Consider the following 16963-nt stretch of genomic DNA (forward strand, 5'->3'; position numbering starts at 1 on the left):
TGCAAAGTCTGGCGGCAAAAAAAAGGCAGGCGACTCATCGTCGCCTGCCGGGTCGGGATCAATGTGCGACGGTCAGTCCGCCAGCCAGCCATTCTCCCAATAACGCAAATTGTCGCCGCGCAACACGTAGTCACGCAGCACGATCTCACGCAACTCATCGCCCATGCGATAGCTGGCGTCCGGATCGGTCAGGTGCATGCGGATCGCCTGCAGCCATTCATCCGTAGAGTTGGTTTTGATCCGGGTGCACGGCAGGTAGCCGCGATAGGCCTCGGTGTCGGTGCAGATCACCGGGTACCCGCAAGCGCCATACTCCAGCAGACGCAGGTTGCTCTTGCAATCGTTGAAGATGTGGAACTCCAACGGCGCCAATGCCAGATCCAGGTTCAGGCTGGCCAGTTTGGCCGGGTAGACATCCAGCCCGATCACCCCGTGAAACTCATGCATGTACGGGCGCAAGTCGTCCGGGCACATGCCGAAGAATACCCAGTCGACTTCATTGGCCAATTCGCGGACCACATCGGCAATGACCGCCAGGTCACCATGATGGCTGGTGCCGCCCCCCCAGCCGACCCGAGGCTTTTTCGACGTGCGGCGCTGACTACGCAGGTCGGTCCACAAGTGCGACGCCAACATGTTGGGCACCACGCGAATGTCGTGATGCATGTCCGACAGCGCGTTACCCAGCGGCTCGGTGGAGACCACCACGCGATCGCACATGCCGATGGCGCGCCGCACCAGCTTCTCCATTTCGTCCTTGCCCGGCATGTTGCGGATATGCGCATTGCGGTGTGGAACGTTGATCACAAAGTCATCCAGCTCATAGATACGTCGTGCGCTGGAGTATTTTTGCAGGCTCGGGATTTCGTTGATCGGCCCTTCGGAATAGCGCCCCTGCAAGATGATCACGTCAGGCGAATGGCGCTCGACTTCGATGATGGTCGGCAGATTGTAATGAATGCGCCCCTGCGCCCTGCCGGCCGCCTCCAGCTCAATCAGCGGTTGCGTGACCCGGTAATGGCCGATGGCGGATGCGTTGACCGGCAACGCGAGAATCTTCGGCAACTGAGCCTTGGAAAACGGAGTCCAGCCGGAGCGCAAACCCGGCTCGAGACTGAAGCTTGCCCCGCCCAATCCCTGTAACGCCAGGTTGGTGTTGTAGGCCGGATCACGGGCCACGATCGGCAGCCAGCGTTTATAGAAAACCTCCTGCTCCTGTTCGCTCCGGGTCTGGTCACCTTCTTGCGCAACCACCGCCGGTTGCGCACCCAATGCCAGTTGGGCGTGAGGCGTCCAGACCACCAGATAACCTTCCTGGCCGACGCGCAGGCACAAGTCCACCTCATTGAGGGACTGCGCCAGGCCCTGCTCATCCAGGCCACCGACTGCATCAAAGACCGCCTTGCGCACCATCAGGCAATCGCCGCCGACGGCACTGAAATTGTGGGCGACCTGCAAGCGGTACATGTAGCCTGCTGCGTGCAGCATCTCGCCATGGAACGGCACGCCGGCCGGCCCTTGCAACCCGAGAATCAGGCCGGCATGCAGCACGCGGCCATCGGGGTTGAACAGCTTGGCCCCCACCACGCCGACTTCAGGACGTTGTGCATGGTTGAGCAATTCGCCCAGCCATTCAGCCTGAGTAATCACCGTGTAAGGATTGAGCATCAGGACGTAATCGCCAGCAGACTGCCGCACGGCGAAATTGCGCACCGCCGCCGCATTGCCTTGCAACGCACAGCGCAACACCCGGATTCGGTCGCTGCCCATCTGCGCCATACCGGCGAACCACTCAAGCGCTTCGACGCTCTCGCTGCCGTTGTCCACCAACAGCAACTCGTATTCGCCGTAGGCCGTTTTCTCCAGCAGGCTCTCGACACAGCGTTGCAGTGCCAGGGTCTGATCTTTACTGACGATAACGATCGACACCAGCGGCCGATCACCATGGTGATAGTCGATCCGATTGAGCAGCGCCGAACTGCCCTGGCGAATGTCGTGGGCAACACCCAGGCGATGCAAATGCGCCTCAAGCAGGCGCGGATTGGTGTCCACCACTTCCGGCAGCGACAGCCATTTGGTCAGGTCGAACGCCGACTCCAGCAGCACCTCCGAAATGTGCCCGACCACGTGCGTGCCGCTACGCTCGACCATGCGCCACAACACATCGTGTGGCGCCAGTTCGCCGTATACCGAATCGAATCCGCCCAGCGCCAGGAACTGCTCGCGCTCGAATGCCAACGCTCGCCCCACATAGGGGTAGCTGCGCATGAGGTCCAGGTTGAAGTCCGGCTTGAATGCAGGCTCGGCCGACTCCCCCTGATGCAGCCCACCTTCGTCGCTGTACAGGCAGCTCAGCGTGCGTGACAGTGCGATTCGCTCGGCCATGATCAGCAAGGCCGGCGCCACCAGACGATCACCGGCACGCAGCAGATAGAACCAGCCAATACCTTCCAGTTGCGGTAACAGGGCGTTGATCTGCTGCTGCCAGTCGTCCTGCAATGGCAAGCGGAAAACACGTTCGTCCAGCTCGGCTTGCGTACAGGATGCCGACAGCACCAGCGTCAATTCAGGGGCGTAATCCTGATCCGCCAGCGATTGCAGCGTGAGCTCCAGCGCCGAACGGCTGCCTTGCTCATCGATGATGATCGGAACGATTTTGGGTCTGGTCGGCCAGGCTTCAAGCGTGTCCGCCAGCAGCTCGCGCTGACCGTCGGTGAGCGTGCGGCACGCCAGCCATTGGGCATACAGTTGCGCAAAACTGACACTGGCGATGCCGACATGCCAGTCCTGGGTGGTCTGTTTTGTACCCAGGGTCCGGCTCAGCGGCAACTCCTCCCAAACCCGCGGCGACTCGTCCACCCGGGTCAGTGGCAGATAACGTACCCAGCCCTGCGCCGGCGCAGATTCGCCACTACGCGCCTTGAGCATCTGCGACAGCCATTGCCGCTCGGTTTCGGCCGCATCTTTCATCGACTGCTGGCCGCTCAAACGCTCCGGGTACAGGCGCTCGACCCCGAGCACGTGATTGGACACCGCCAGATTGCCGCGCCGCATCAGGCAGATGTACAAGGCGAAATCGAGGGTCGCGACAAAGCAATGGCCGGGCTGAGTCAATGCCGGGAACAGTTCGAGCACGTCAGCCCGACGGAACATCGCGTTACTGAAGCCACCGAGGATGTTGACCGGGAAGTTTTCGAAAATCGCCAGCAGGTCCTCGCCCTTGAACACCCCGCCCACCGGGGAAAGCGGGGTGTTTTCGAGGCGCGAAGGCAGCGGCATGTCGTCGGCATCCCAGAGCAGCCGCTGGGCTACGACCAGATTGACGTCAGCGCATTCGATAAGCGCCTGGGCCTGGCGCTCGATGCAGGCCGAAAACAACTGGTCATCATCACAAAGAAACTTGATGTACTCGCCTTGCGCCTGCTCCAGGCAGGCCTGCAGGTTACCCACCAGCCCCAGGGTTCGCGGATTTCGCACATAACGTACGGTCACGCCCTGCTCGACCACCGACGCAACGATGTCCTCGATCTCGTGACCGCGACTGTCATCGCAAACGATGATCTCCAGATTGCCGTAGCTCTGACTCACAGCCGTGTGCAAGGCACGACCGAAGAAGCGCGGATTGAAGGCAGGAATGACCAGGCTGACAAGCGGGAGTGAATTCACGGCGGGCTCACAGGCGGCGCGAGCCCGCCCTGAAAAGCGAGCCCTTTGTTACCGCAAAAAAGACGATAAATACTGAAGGGGCAAGGCAATCGGGCGCCTGCGCGCCCGACCAGCGTCAGATCTTGTTGAACAGGCCCAACTGGGAAATCTTGCTGAACGCCAGCTGCGCGGCCTGCAACATGGTCTGCTGCAAGGTCAGGCGAGTCATGACTTCGGCCGGGTCCGAATCGCGAATCGACGACTGGCTCGCACTGTTCGCCAGGGTCAGGCTTTCGTTGGTCGCGGTCTGGTTGTCCAGTGCCTGACCGCGTGCACCAATCGTGGTGATGGCCGAGCCGATCTGGTCGGCCGCGCTGTCGATGTTGCCCATTCCCGACTCCATGGCGCCCAGAAACTTCTGCTTGGCCGCTGGATCGCTGTCGATCGGCGTGTTCAGAGCGGTGATCATCTGGCCCAGGGTGTCGAGCACGTTCTGGGTCTGATGGTTGTTGGACTGAATCACGAACTGGTCGCCGGACGCCGGCGCGCCGCCGCCCAAGGCAAACGTCACGCCCGCAGCAGTGGCGTTGCCGCCCGAGACCGTGCCCGACGACACCGGCTGGCTGTCGGCGGTGATCGGGGCCGCATACAGATCGAAATTGGTGGCGCTGGTGAACTTGAGAATCGCCCCGCCCGACGGAAAGGCGTTGGTGTACGCCGTCGGGTTGGTCACGCTGGAACCGGTGATGACCGCGGTCGACGCGTTACCAGCGCTGCGCGATGTGTTGAAGGTATCCGGGGTGGAAGACAGATTGAAACTGTGACCGGCGATCACCGCATCCGGGTTGGTATCACCGGACTTGAGGTTGATGTTCAGCTTCAGGTCGACACCACGGAAACTGACCGTCTGGTTGGCACCGTTGGCGTTGCTGACGACGCCATTCTGGCTGGCTTCGGCAGTCACGTCGTTACCCAGCGAGTCGGTGATCTTCAGCTGGGTACTGCTGAGGAAACTGACGGTGTACGGCTGGCCGCCCGTGAACTTCGCGTTGTAGGTAGAGCTGGTGCCAACCGTACCGTTGGACAGCACCACGCGACCGTCATCCACCGCCGGAGCGGTCATGGTGGTCTGGGTGCGACCAGTATTGATCGTCTGCTGGAACGCATCCCAGCCAGTGGTGTTGGTCCCGACCGTCATGCCATCGCCAATGCCAAGGTCGATGGTGCTCTGGTCACCGTTGTAGCTGTAGGTGCCGTCCGAGTTCTGCGAGTAAGGCGCGGTGTCGGTTTTCGAACCGGAGAACAGGTAGTTGCCGTTCGCGTCCTTGGAGTTCATCAGGCCCAGCACTTGTTGCTGGATCTGGCCCAACTCCGACGCATAAGCCTTGCGGTCCGCGTCGGTGGCAATGCCGTTGCTGGCGGCGAGGGCCAGCTCCTTGGCGCGCTGCAAAGCGGTACCGATGGAGCTGAGCGTCGTTTCCTGCAGGCCCAAGGCACTCTTGGTGCTCTGGATGTTGGTACCGTACTGTTCAAGCATCGCGCTCTGCTGACCCAGCTGCAGCAAACGACCGGCACCGATCGGATCATCGGCGGCGGTGTTGATGCGGGTCAGGCTGCTGGCTTCGTTGCTGGTCGCGATGGCCTTGTTGAAGTTGCGCTGGTAGTTGGCAGCGGTGATTTCGTAATACTGGGCGGTGGAAATGCGCATGAATTACGACTCCTTAAAGGCTGTTGATCAGCGTGGTGAAAATTTCCTGCGCAGCCTTGATGATCTGCGAAGACGCGGTGTAGTACTGCTGGTACTTGACCAGGTTGCCGGTTTCTTCATCCAGGTCGACCCCGGAGTTCGAATCCCGTGCACCTTTGGCGTTGGCCAGGATCGCCGTGGTGGCGTCGCTGTCGGACTTGCCCTGGGCAGCCTTGGCGCCGACGTTGGTCACCAGCTTGTTGTAGGCATCGGTCAGGCTGATGCCCTTGCTCGCCGTGCCGGTGTCTACGGTCTGTTTGGTTTGCAGGCCCACCAGCGCCTGAGCGTTGCGGTTGTCCGAGGACGCCGCACCGGTCAGGTTGATGGTGAAGCTTTCGCCGCTGGCTGGCGTGGCGCCGACCGTGGTCTGCACCGTGAATGTCTTTTGCACGGCCGGCGTGACGCTGGTGTCCATGACCGGAGCACCGCTGGCATCGACCATGCCCACCTTCAGGTTCAGGGTGTTGCTCTGGCCGGGAACGATGGTGCCGGTGCCGATCGAGTTGCCCTTGGCATCGACCATGTTGTAGTTCTGGCTACCGCCGCTGGCCGCCCCGAACACCAGTTTGACCGGCGTCGAGTACTTGAGCGCGGTCTGCATTTCCGCCTGGGCCGCCGGGTTGTAGATATCGATGGTGCTGGTCAGTGTCGGCTGGGTGTAAGTGCCGGTATTGTTGGCATTGGTCACGCCGGTCAACGGTGCTGCCGCCGCGATTTTTTTCGGGTCGGTGAGCACAGCCTGGATGCTGGCCGCTGCGCCACGGGTCGGCGTCACCTTGAACGAGTCGCCGGCGCTCAGTGCACCACCGTTGAGGTTCAGGCTGAAGCCGTCGATCACCGGAGCCGGGGTCGTCGTGGTGCTGAACGCGCCCATGTCGGTGCCATCGGAGCGCTTGACGGTGTAGTTGGTCGCGCTGGTGAACGTCACCTGATAGTCGCTGCTGGTCAGCTTGCCGGTGTCCTTGATGGTGACATCCAGGTTGCCGGAGCCGGCACTGTTGCCCGCCGCCGCAATGCTGCGCTGGCTGACCAGGGCGGCACTGTTGATGTTGTTGAAGATCGCCGCGCCGAAATCACCGTTCTTGTCGATGCCCTGCGCCTGCTGGCTGTTGATCTGGTCAGCAACCACCAGTGCCACGCGCCCCAGCTCATTGAGCGAAGGGTCGAGCACTTCCTTGCGGTAAGTCAGCAGACCACCGATTTCACCGCCGCTGATCACCGAGGTCACGTCGATGGTGCTGGAGCCACGGTTCAGCTGCAGCGCCATGCGCGATGGATCATCCTTGCCCGGTACGGTTTGCAGCGTATTGGTGGTGTTGCCGACCACCAGTGGCTGACCGCTGCCGATGTAGATGTCGTAGCTGTTGCCCCGTTCGACTACCTGGGTACCGACCAGCCCGGAGAGTTGGCGCACGGCTTCGTTGCGCGAATCGAGCAGATCGTTTGGCTGGTTAGTGCCGGTGGAGAGTTCGGAAATCTTCTGGTTGAGCGTGGCAATCGTGGAGGACAGTTTGTTCACCTGGTCCGCCATGTCCCCCAGGCTGCCGTTCAGGTTGGTGTTCTGGTCGTTCAACTGCTTGGCAATCGAATTGAAGCGACTGGACAGGGCCTGGGCACCGGTCAGCACTGACTGGCGGGACGTGTCGTCGGTGGCCGAAGTCGCAACGCCTTGCATCGATGTGAAGAACTTTTGCAGCACACCGGTCAGCCCGGTGTTGGTATCGGAAAGCGTGGCGTCCAGCGGAGTGGCCTGAGCGTTGTACGACGCTGCTTCACTGTTGAGCGAAGTGGCGGTACGCAGCTGCGAATCGAGGTAGGCGTTATACACGCGACGCACATCGGCCAGCGTCGTGCCGGTGCCGATGAACACGTTGCCGTACTGAATCGAGCCCTTGGTGCTCTGCACAGATTGCTGGCGCGAGTACCCGGCGGTGTCGACGTTGGCAATGTTGTTGCCGGTCGTCACCAACGAGTTATGGCCAGCACTCAGCCCCGACATCCCGATATTGAGCAAACTCATGATTCAGACCTTATACCTTGTGCCTATAAAGGCGTGGTGGAAACGCCCGCCGCAGCGTAGTTCTGGTAACTCGTCATCTGCTTGGCTATCTGCGAAATCTTGCTTGCGTAGTCCGGGTCGGTTGCGTAACCGGCCTTCTGCAACTCGCGTACAAACTGTTCTGGGTTATCGGCCGACTTCACGACATCTTGATAGCGATTATTGGTCTGCAGCAAAGTCACAAGGTCATGGAAACTGTCCTTGTAGGAGTCGTAGGAACGGAACTCGGCCGTCTCCTTGACCATCTGCCCGTTCCTGAATTCGCTGGTGATCGCCCGCGTCGAATTACCCTGCCAACTGCTGCCGGCCTTGATGCCGAACAGGTTGTGGCTGCTGCTGCCGTCCTGCTGGCGCATGACCGATTTGCCCCAACCGGTTTCCAAGGCCGCCTGGGCCACCAGGTAACGCGGATCGACACCAATCCGCGCCGCCGCTTCCTTGGCCATCGGCAACATGGTGTTGACGAACTGGTCGGCGGAACTGAAGACTTTCTTCGCTGGCGCCAGCGGAATCTGTGCCATGGCGCGACCGTAAATCTGCATGCCCGGGGAGGAAGCCTGCTGCGCGTTCGCCAGCCAGTCGCCGTTGTACAGCGGCCCCGAGCCGGTGCGCGTCGTGCGCTCTGGCAACGGTGTTTTGTTGATCGTCGTGGCAGCGGTCGTCGCCGAAGGCACCAGCCCGGCCAACAGTCGATCAGCCAGCTTCGGCGGCAATGCCAGGCGTCGCTGGTTGATCAGCGCCATGTCATTGCGATGACCACCCTCACCCGCCTCTTGCGGCGCATGGACCGAGCGCGAAGCCCACAACGGACGCTGCCCATTGACCCGCGACAGCGGTCCGTTGATTGCCGCCGTGCCTGCCGCCACCGGCGTTTGCACGGCAGCCTTGGCGGCCTCTTGTTTGGCGAGCGACGCGGCGGCGGCTTCACCCGGCGCCAGCGGTTTGTTCTTCGACATCTGGCGCATCAGCACGTCAGCCAGGCCGATACCACCGCCCTCGCGGGACATGGAAACGGCCAACTGCTGGTCGTACATTTCCTGGTACTGCTTGGCCGCTGGCGTGTTCATCGGATTGTCCTGCCCCAGCGCTTCAGTGGCCGAGCGCATCGACTTGAGCATCTCCCCGAGGAACAGCGATTCGAACTCCTGCGCCACCTTGCGCATGTTGCCATCGCTGTTCTTGTCGCCGACCTTCAGCTGATTCAGACGATTGAGGTCCGAGTAGGAGCCCGAATCGCTGCTGCTGACCAGACCGCTCTTGCGCATATCCACGATGGCCGTCCTCAGATCACGATCAGGTCGGCTTGCAGGGCGCCGGCCTGCTTCAACGCTTCGAGGATGGCCATCAAGTCACCCGGTGCCGCGCCGACCTGGTTCACCGCACGCACGATCTCGTCGAGGGTGGTGCCCGGGCCGAACTTGAACATCGGCTTGGCTTCCTGCTGGGCATTGACTTTCGAACGTGGCACCACCGCCGTCGTGCCATTGGACAGAGGGCCCGGCTGGCTGACGATCGGGTCTTCGGTGATGGTCACGGTCAGGCTGCCGTGGGTGACAGCGGCCGGGGAAACCTTGACGTTCTGGCCGATCACGATGGTGCCGGTCCGGGAGTTGATGATGACTTTCGCCACTGCCTGGCCCGGATCGATTTCGAGGTTTTCGAGGATCGACAGATAGTCGACCCGCTGGCTCGGATCGAGCGGCGCGGTAACGCGAATCGAACCGCCGTCGATGGCCTGGGCCACACCAGGGCCGAGCATGTCGTTGATCTTGTCGACGATGCGCTTGGCGGTGGTGAAGTCGGAACGGTTGAGGTTCAGCGTCAGGCTGTTGCCCTGGTTGAAACCGCTCGGAACCGCACGCTCCACCGATGCACCACCAGGGATGCGACCGGCCGACGGAACGTTGACGGTGATCTTCGAGCCGTCGCGACCTTCGGCATCGAAACCACCAACCACCAGGTTGCCCTGGGCGACCGCGTAGACGTTGCCATCGATACCCTTGAGTGGCGTCAGCAGCAAGGTGCCACCGCGCAAACTCTTGGAGTTGCCGATGGACGAAACGGTGATGTCGACCTGCTGACCCGGCTTGGCGAACGCTGGCAAATCGGCACTGATCGACACCGCCGCAACGTTCTTCAACTGCACGTTGCCCGAACCCGGCGGCACCTTGATGCCGAACTGCGAGAGCATGTTGTTGAAGGTCTGCAGGGTGAACGGGGTTTGCGTCGTCTGGTCACCGGTGCCGTTAAGCCCGACCACCAGGCCGTAACCGATCAGTTGGTTGGAGCGCACGCCGGAAATGCTGGCGATGTCCTTCAGGCGCTCGGCTTGAGCACCAAGCGAAAAGGACATCAACAGCGCAGCTGCGATCAGGTGCTTGAAGTTCAACTTGCTCACCAAAAAAGCCACCTAGAAAGGGAACAGCGGGCTGAGGAAGAAACGGTCGAACCAGCCTGGCTGACTCGCATCGGCAAACGAACCGGTGCCCGAGTAGGTGATGCGCGCATCGGCGACACGGGTCGACGACACGGTGTTATCGGTGGCGATGTCATCGGCGCGAACGAGGCCGGCAATCCGTACCAGCTCGTCACCGGTGTTTAGGGTCATCCACTTCTCGCCGCGCACCGCGATGATGCCGTTGGGCAACACATCGGCGACGGTCACGGTGATCGAGCCGGTCAGGGTGTTGCCCTGCGCCGCCTTGCTGTCGCCCTTGGTGGCGCGGTCGCCTTCGTAGCTGGCGTCAATACTCAGATCGCCACTGCCAAACGGGTTGTTGGTGTTTGGGGTGGAGCCGAACAGCGAAGTCAGGCCGATGCTGGTCTTGCTGTTCTTGCCAATTTGCGAGTTGGCGTTTTTGCTGGCCTGGGTCTTTTCGTTCAAGGTGATGGTGATGATGTCACCGACCCGGAACGCCTTGCGGTCACTGTAGAGGTTCTGTTCGAAACCGGCCTGGTAGATCGAGCCATTGTTCGCGGCCGCCGGCAACGGCGTGCGCGGCAACACCGGAGCGTAGTAAGGGTCATTGGGCTTGGGCGTCGCAGGCACGCAACCTGCGAGCGCGGCGATCCCACTCAGTGCCAGAACAGATACATAGCGATTCATGACCCTACCTCACGGTGTTGCAGGCAGCCTCATGGCCGCCTCATAGACTTGATTACAGATTCTGCGTTACGAACGAGAGCATCTGGTCGGCGGTGGAGATCACCTTGGAGTTCATCTCGTAGGCGCGCTGGGTGGTGATCATGTTGACCATCTCCTCAACGGTGCTGACGTTGGACGTTTCCAGGGTGTTCTGCAGGGTGGTGCCGAAACCGTTCAGGCCCGGCGTACCCACTTGCGGCGCGCCACTGGCGGCGGTTTCCAGGAACAGGTTGTTGCCCACTGCCTGCAGGCCCGCCGGGTTGATGAAGTCAGCGGTTTGCAGGTTGCCGATCACCTGGGCTGCCGGGTTGCCGGCAACGGTGATGGACACGGTGCCGTCGCGACCGACCGTGAAGGTCTGCGCATCGTTCGGAATGACAATCGCCGGCTCCAGGGCAAAGCCGCTGGCATTCACGATCTGGCCGTTGGAGTCCAGGTGGAACGTACCGTCGCGGGTGTAGGACGTAGTGCCGTCCGGTTGCAGGATCTGGAAGAAACCACGACCGTCGATGGCCATGTCCAGTGGCTGCTCGGTGGTTTGCAGACTGCCGGCGGTGAAGTTTTTCTGGGTGCCGACGATGCGCACACCGGTACCCAGTTGCAGACCCGACGGCAGTTCGCTGTCCTGGGTCGACTGGGCGCCTGGCTGACGCTTGATCTGGTAGAGCAGGTCCTGGAACTCGGCGCGGTCACGTTTGAAACCCGTGGTCGACACGTTGGCCAGGTTGTTGGAAATGGTGGTCAGGTTGGTGTCCTGGGCGGACAGACCTGTTTTGGCAACCCATAGAGCCGGAAGCATTCGATTCTCCTCGTGCGCCTGTTTTACGGCGCGACGTTCTGGTAATTAGCTGATCTGCAAGACCCGAGCCATGGCCTGGTCATCGTCTTTGGCGGTGTTCATCATTTTGATGTGCAGCTCGAACTGCTTGGACAAGGCCAGTACCGAGGTCATCTCTTCCACGGCATTGACGTTGCTCGACTCGAGGAACCCGGACACCAGCTTGACGTTGGCATCGGCCTGCGCCGGCTTGCCGTCCTTGGTATGGATCGAACCATCCAGGCCCTTGGTCATGTTCTTCAGGTCCGGGTTGACCAGCTTGATGCGGTCGACCTCAGCCATCACCCGGGGACCTTCGCCCATCGCACGGATGCTGATGGTGCCGTCCTCACCGACTTCGATCTGCTGCTCGGGCGGCACGGCAATCGGCCCGCCATTGCCCATGACCGGCATGCCGTTGCCGGCACGCAGCACGCCCAGGGCGTCAACGTTCAGGCTGCCGGTGCGCACATAGCTTTCACCGCCATCGGGCGTCTGCACGGCAATCCAGCCACCACCTTGAACTGCAACGTCGAGGTCGCGGCCGGTTTCCACCAGCGAGCCAGGGGAGAAGTCGGTGGCCGGGCGTTCGGACATGGCAAACGCACGCGCCGGAAAGCTGTCACCGAACACCGGCATCGAACGGGCCTGCTCCAGGTCTTTCTGGAAGCCGTTGGTGGAGATGTTCGCGAGGTTGTTGGCATGAGCCTTTTGCGCCAGTGCATTCTGGCTGGCGCCGGTCATTGCCACATAAAGGTACTTGTCCACACTCTTTCCTCTGCCTGCCGGACGTTTGCCGCCCACTGCTGTACTGCTGAGCCATAAGCAATTTGCAGACCAACTTGTTTTTGGCGGCGCGAGGCCCGGCAAACAGGGGACTTTGAGGATTCAGGGGGGATTTGTGATTTGTATCAGAGACGAAAAACCGGCGGTGTCATGCCGGTGGGTGGCAAGAGTTCACCTCATTATTCTGTGGCGAGAGGGCTTGCCCCCGTTCGGTCGCGTAGCGGCCGCAAATCCATTTGACGCGTTTTACCTGACAGAAATTGATTGCATGACTTGGGGCTGCTTCGCAGCCCAACGGGGGCAAGCCCCCTCGCCACAAAAGCTCGCTCGCCAGAGACTCAGATGTTGTCTTTGCCCACCTCATAATCGCGCAACTTGTTGGCAATGGTGGTATGCGAAACCCCCAGGCGCTTGCCCAGTTGTCGACTGCTCGGATGCTCGGAATACAGCCGCTCAAGCACGGCTTTTTCGAAACGCCCGACGATTTCGTCCAGCCCACCCTCCAGCGAAAAATCGCCAAGGGGCTGACGCACGCCGTAATCCGGCAGACGAATGTGTTCGGCCTTGACCGTACCGCCGTCACACAGGGAAACCGCCTGGAACAGTACGTTCTCCAATTGCCGCACGTTACCCGGCCAATGGTAATGACTGAGTCGCTCCATGGCCGCCGGAGCGAGTTTGGGCAGCGGACAACCGATCTGCCGGCTGGCCTGATCGAGGAAGTGCTCCACCAGCGGCGTCAAACCGTCGAGGCATTCGCGCAACGGCGGGATGTGCAGCGACAACACATTCAAGCGGTGGTACAGATCCTGGCGAAACTCGCCGCGCGCACAAAGCTCGGACAGGTCGACCTGGGTCGCGCAAATGACCCGCACATCGAGATAGACCTCTTCATCGCTGCCCACACGACGGAAGCAACCGTCCTGCAGGAAGCGCAGCAATTTCACCTGCAAGCGCGGGCTCATTTCCCCGACGCCATCGAGAAACAGCGTACCGCCCGCCGTCAGCTCCAGCAGCCCGAGCTTGCCTTCGGCCCGCGCTCCTTCGAAGGCACCCGGGCCATAACCGAACAATTCCGTCTCGGCCATGGACTCCGGCAGACCGGCGCAATTGAGCGCCATCAATGGCGACTGCCCGCGAGGACTGGCCAAATGGCAGGCCCGCGCCAGCAACTCTTTGCCGGTGCCGGTTTCCCCTTCTATCAATAGCGGCGCATCCAGCGGCGCCATGCGTCGCGCTTCGCGCACCACGGCGGCCATCACTTTAGAACTCTGGAAGATGCTGTCGAAGCCACGCAATTCCTGCTTGCGCACGTTATAGATGCGTTCGCCCACCCGGTCGGCGCGATGCAATGTCAGCACCGCACCGGCCATGGCCTCACTGTCGTCATGTTCCGACTGCAGCGGCGCGATGTCGGCCAGGAACACGTCCCCCTTGACCTTGACCCGCAGCCCGTTGATCCGCGACTTGTTGGCGCGCACCAGTTCCGGCAGATCGAAATCTTCGGCGTACCGCGACAGGGGAATCCCCGGCACCTCGTCGACCCGCACACCCAACAACTGCGCCGCCGCACGGTTGGCTGCAACAATGGAACCGCCCATGTCGATCGACAGCACCGGAAACTCCAGCGCACCGAGCAGTGCATTGAGCTCCATGTGCCGACGCTCGCTAGGCATCAGCCCTACACGCTTGACGCCAAAAACCCCGGCAATCGCTTCGAATTTCGGTCGCAAGGCCTGGAACTGAATATTGATCAGGTTCGGGCAATGCAGGTAGATGGCATTGCCATGCTCACCGCCCACCTCGCCGCGGGCCACGTTGATCCCGTACTCCACCAGCAGGTTGAGAATGTCGCGCAGGATGCCGATGCGATTCTGGCAGTGGACTTTGATACGCATAAAAAAGGCCCGAAAAAGCAGTGATTGAGGTTGATGCCCTGCCCACGAAAGGTGGGAGCGGGCTTGCTCGCGAAGGCGTCTGCACAGCCAACATTGATGTATCAGACAGACCGCTTTCGCGAGCAAGCCCGCTCCCACAGGGGTATTGCGGTGCGCGCTCGATCGCATTTTTCTTTCGAGGCGCTCAGATAGTCGTCAAGATTATGTGACAGGCAAAGGGTTTTTCAAACCGGTAAATCTCAATAGCTGCGCGACCACGCCCAATTCGTAACGAAAACTTTACGATTATCGAGGAGTTTTCCTCCCGGTGACGCCGAACACCTGCTGCAACAGTGCAATCCATGGGGTATTTCTAGGTCCATAGCAGTACATAACAAGAACGAAATCCCCTAGCAGGAGAGCAGCATGAAGCAGACGCAATACGTGGCTCGCGAGCCCGATGCGCAAGGTTTTATCGACTACCCCGCCGAAGAACACGCGGTGTGGAACACGCTGATCACTCGCCAACTGAAAGTGATCGAAGGGCGTGCGTGCCAGGAGTACCTGGACGGTATCGAAAAACTCGGTCTGCCCCACGACCGCATTCCTCAACTCGGCGAAATCAACAAAGTCCTCGGTGAAACCACCGGCTGGCAGGTTGCCCGGGTTCCCGCACTGATTCCCTTCCAGACCTTTTTCGAATTGCTGGCCAGCAAGCAGTTTCCGGTGGCGACCTTTATTCGTACCCGCGAAGAACTGGACTACCTGCAAGAGCCGGACATTTTCCACGAGATCTTCGGTCACTGCCCGCTGCTGACCAACCCGTGGTTCGCCGAATTCACCCACACCTACGGCAAACTCGGCCTCAAGGCGTCCAAGGAAGAACGCGTGTACCTGGCGCGCCTGTACTGGATGACCATCGAGTTCGGCCTGGTCGATACCCCGCAAGGCCAGCGCATCTACGGCGGCGGCATTCTGTCTTCACCCAAGGAAACCGTTTACAGCCTGTCGAACGAGCCTGAACACCAAGCCTTCGACCCGCTGGAATGCATGCGCACGCCTTACCGCATCGACATCCTGCAACCCCTGTATTTCGTTCTGCCGAACCTCAAGCGCCTGTTCGACCTGGCCCACGAAGACATCATGGGCATGGTCAAGCAAGCGATGCAGATGGGTCTGCACACACCGAAATTTCCGCCAAAGGCTGCGTGATCCGCGACTTTTGCTGACAAGTGAGTCTGTCAGTCACCGTCGCTTTGGTTTAGCGTGACGGTACTGTCGACCGATATAAAAACACTCGATTACGGGAAACACACCATGTCCACTTTGAACCAAGCCCATTGCGAAGCCTGCCGCGCCGACGCCCCACAAGTCAGCGATGAAGAACTGCCGATCCTGATCAAGCAGATCCCGGACTGGAACATCGAAGTACGCGACAGCATCATGCAGCTGGAAAAGGTCTTCCTGTTCAAGAACTTCAAACATGCACTGGCCTTCACCAACGCCGTTGGTGAAATCTCCGAAGCTGAAGGCCATCACCCAGGCCTGCTGACCGAGTGGGGCAAAGTCACCGTGACCTGGTGGAGCCACTCGATCAAGGGCCTGCACCGCAACGACTTCATCATGGCCGCGCGCACCGACGAAGTGGCCAAGGACGCCGAGGGACGCAAGTAATGCATTTCGACGCCATCGGTCGAGTGCCTGGCGACCCGATCCTCGGCCTGATGGAGGCCTATGCGCAGGACCCGAACCCGCGCAAGTTCGATTTGGGCGTGGGTGTCTACAAAGACGCCCAGGGCCTGACGCCGATTCTCGAATCGGTGAAGCTTGCCGAGCAGCGCCTGGTGGATCGTCAGTCCACCAAGACCTACATCGGTGGTCACGGCGAGCCGGCGTTCGGCAAGGCAATCAATGAATTAGTGCTGGGTGCCGACTCGACACTGATCGGCGCACAACGCGCCGGCGCCACCCAGACACCGGGTGGCACGGGTGCTTTGCGTCTGAGCGCGGACTTCATCGCCCAATGCCTGCCGGGGCGTGGCGTGTGGTTGAGCAACCCGACCTGGCCAATCCATGAAAGCATTTTCGCGGCAGCCAAGGTCAAGGTCAGTCACTATCCTTACGTCGGCAGTGATAACCGTCTCGACGTCGACGGTATGCTGGCAGCGCTCAATGAAGCGCCCAAGGGTGACGTGGTTTTGCTGCACGCCTGCTGCCACAACCCGACCGGTTTCGACCTGTCCCGGGATGACTGGCAGAGGGTGCTGGAGGTCGTACGCAAGCGCGAACTGCTGCCACTGATCGACTTCGCGTATCAAGGATTCGGCGATGGTCTGGAACAGGATGCCTGGTCGACCCGGCTGTTCGCCGCCGAGTTGCCGGAACTGCTGATCACCAGTTCGTGCTCGAAGAACTTCGGCCTGTACCGCGACCGTACCGGCGCGCTGATTGTCTGCGCGAAAACCGCCGACAAGCTGACCGACATCCGCAGCCAACTGGCCAACATCGCCCGCAACCTGTGGTCGACGCCGCCGGATCACGGTGCGGCCGTGGTCGCGACCATCCTCGGCGATCCGGAGCTGAAAAACCTCTGGGCTGACGAAGTGGAAGCCATGCGCCTGCGTATTGCCCAACTGCGCAGCGGTCTGGTCGAAGCGCTGGAGCCTCACGGTTTGCGTGAGCGCTTTGCGCACATCGGCGTGCAACGCGGGATGTTTTCCTACACCGGCTTGACGCCGGAACAGGTCAAGCAACTGCGCGAGCATCACAGCGTGTACATGGTCAACTCCGGCCGCGCTAACGTGGCCGGTATCGACGCCACACGCCTGGATTTGCTGGCCGAGGCAATCGCCAAAGTCTGCAAGTAACCCCCTGTGGGAGCGGGCTT

At 60.9% G+C, this 16963-nt stretch carries 12 protein-coding genes; 3 read left to right on the forward strand and 9 right to left on the reverse strand.

Annotated features, from left to right (window positions below; all coding sequences use genetic code 11):
- Positions 1–72: 72 nt before the first annotated feature.
- The 9 genes from PMI28_RS23110 to PMI28_RS23070 all read right to left on the reverse strand — a co-directional run bounded on the left by PMI28_RS23110 (position 73) and on the right by PMI28_RS23070 (position 14097).
- The gene (locus tag PMI28_RS23110; RefSeq protein ID WP_007983430.1) at positions 73–3666 is read right to left on the reverse strand and encodes a glycosyltransferase; all 3594 of its coding nucleotides are present in this window, start codon (positions 3664–3666) and stop codon (positions 73–75) included.
- Positions 3667–3781: 115 nt separating this feature from the next.
- Positions 3782–5353 (reverse strand): flagellar hook-associated protein 3, encoded by a 1572-nt coding sequence (locus PMI28_RS23105; RefSeq protein WP_007983433.1) that lies wholly within the window; start codon positions 5351–5353, stop codon positions 3782–3784.
- Positions 5354–5366: 13 nt separating this feature from the next.
- On the reverse strand, positions 5367–7412 hold the full coding sequence (flgK, locus tag PMI28_RS23100) for a flagellar hook-associated protein FlgK (protein WP_007983435.1): 2046 nt from the start codon (positions 7410–7412) through the stop codon (positions 5367–5369).
- Positions 7413–7435: 23 nt separating this feature from the next.
- Positions 7436–8722, reverse strand: coding sequence for a flagellar assembly peptidoglycan hydrolase FlgJ (flgJ, locus tag PMI28_RS23095; RefSeq protein ID WP_007983437.1), 1287 nt, complete (start codon positions 8720–8722; stop codon positions 7436–7438).
- An 11-nt stretch (positions 8723–8733) separates the two neighbouring features.
- Positions 8734–9804 carry a flagellar basal body P-ring protein FlgI gene (locus PMI28_RS23090; protein WP_050548682.1) on the reverse strand — a complete coding sequence of 357 codons (1071 nt, stop codon included), beginning with the start codon at positions 9802–9804 and terminating at the stop codon, positions 8734–8736.
- Positions 9805–9861: 57 nt separating this feature from the next.
- Entirely contained in the window at positions 9862–10557 is a 696-nt protein-coding gene (gene flgH / locus PMI28_RS23085; RefSeq protein ID WP_007983440.1) for a flagellar basal body L-ring protein FlgH, read from the reverse strand.
- A gap of 52 nt (positions 10558–10609) precedes the next feature.
- Entirely contained in the window at positions 10610–11395 is a 786-nt protein-coding gene (gene flgG, locus PMI28_RS23080) for a flagellar basal-body rod protein FlgG (RefSeq protein ID WP_007975316.1), read from the reverse strand.
- 45 nt (positions 11396–11440) lie between these two features.
- Positions 11441–12181, reverse strand: coding sequence for a flagellar basal body rod protein FlgF (locus tag PMI28_RS23075; RefSeq protein WP_007983443.1), 741 nt, complete (start codon positions 12179–12181; stop codon positions 11441–11443).
- Positions 12182–12537: 356 nt separating this feature from the next.
- On the reverse strand, positions 12538–14097 hold the full coding sequence (locus PMI28_RS23070; protein WP_007983445.1) for a sigma-54-dependent phenylalanine hydroxylase transcriptional regulator PhhR: 1560 nt from the start codon (positions 14095–14097) through the stop codon (positions 12538–12540).
- Between the two features lie 405 nt (positions 14098–14502).
- Between PMI28_RS23070 and phhA the strand changes: the two genes are divergently transcribed.
- The 3 genes from phhA to PMI28_RS23055 all read left to right on the forward strand — a co-directional run bounded on the left by phhA (position 14503) and on the right by PMI28_RS23055 (position 16943).
- Complete coding sequence (gene phhA / locus PMI28_RS23065) at positions 14503–15288, forward strand: phenylalanine 4-monooxygenase (RefSeq protein ID WP_007983447.1); 786 nt, start codon at positions 14503–14505, stop codon at positions 15286–15288.
- Between the two features lie 105 nt (positions 15289–15393).
- Complete coding sequence (locus PMI28_RS23060; RefSeq protein ID WP_007975310.1) at positions 15394–15750, forward strand: 4a-hydroxytetrahydrobiopterin dehydratase; 357 nt, start codon at positions 15394–15396, stop codon at positions 15748–15750.
- Positions 15750–16943: an amino acid aminotransferase gene (locus tag PMI28_RS23055; protein WP_007983449.1), complete on the forward strand. Its 1194-nt coding sequence runs from the start codon at positions 15750–15752 to the stop codon at positions 16941–16943. Before PMI28_RS23060 ends, PMI28_RS23055 begins: the two co-directional genes overlap by 1 nt.
- The last annotated feature ends 20 nt before the right edge of the window (positions 16944–16963 follow it).

Origin of the sequence: Pseudomonas sp. GM48 (genome assembly GCF_000282335.1) — a bacterium.
Classification (GTDB): domain Bacteria; phylum Pseudomonadota; class Gammaproteobacteria; order Pseudomonadales; family Pseudomonadaceae; genus Aquipseudomonas.

Excerpts from the sequence above, each read along its gene's own strand:
- PMI28_RS23105 (WP_007983433.1), bottom strand. The coding sequence starts at position 5,353 with ATGCGCATTTCCACCGCCCAGTATTACGAAATCACCGCTGCCAACTAC.
- flgK (WP_007983435.1), bottom strand. The coding sequence starts at position 7,412 with ATGAGTTTGCTCAATATCGGGATGTCGGGGCTGAGTGCTGGCCATAAC.
- PMI28_RS23090 (WP_050548682.1), bottom strand. The coding sequence starts at position 9,804 with ATGTCCTTTTCGCTTGGTGCTCAAGCCGAGCGCCTGAAGGACATCGCC.
- flgH (WP_007983440.1), bottom strand. The coding sequence starts at position 10,557 with ATGAATCGCTATGTATCTGTTCTGGCACTGAGTGGGATCGCCGCGCTC.
- flgG (WP_007975316.1), bottom strand. The coding sequence starts at position 11,395 with ATGCTTCCGGCTCTATGGGTTGCCAAAACAGGTCTGTCCGCCCAGGAC.
- PMI28_RS23070 (WP_007983445.1), bottom strand. The coding sequence starts at position 14,097 with ATGCGTATCAAAGTCCACTGCCAGAATCGCATCGGCATCCTGCGCGAC.
- phhA (WP_007983447.1), top strand. The coding sequence starts at position 14,503 with ATGAAGCAGACGCAATACGTGGCTCGCGAGCCCGATGCGCAAGGTTTT.
- PMI28_RS23060 (WP_007975310.1), top strand. The coding sequence starts at position 15,394 with ATGTCCACTTTGAACCAAGCCCATTGCGAAGCCTGCCGCGCCGACGCC.
- PMI28_RS23055 (WP_007983449.1), top strand. The coding sequence starts at position 15,750 with ATGCATTTCGACGCCATCGGTCGAGTGCCTGGCGACCCGATCCTCGGC.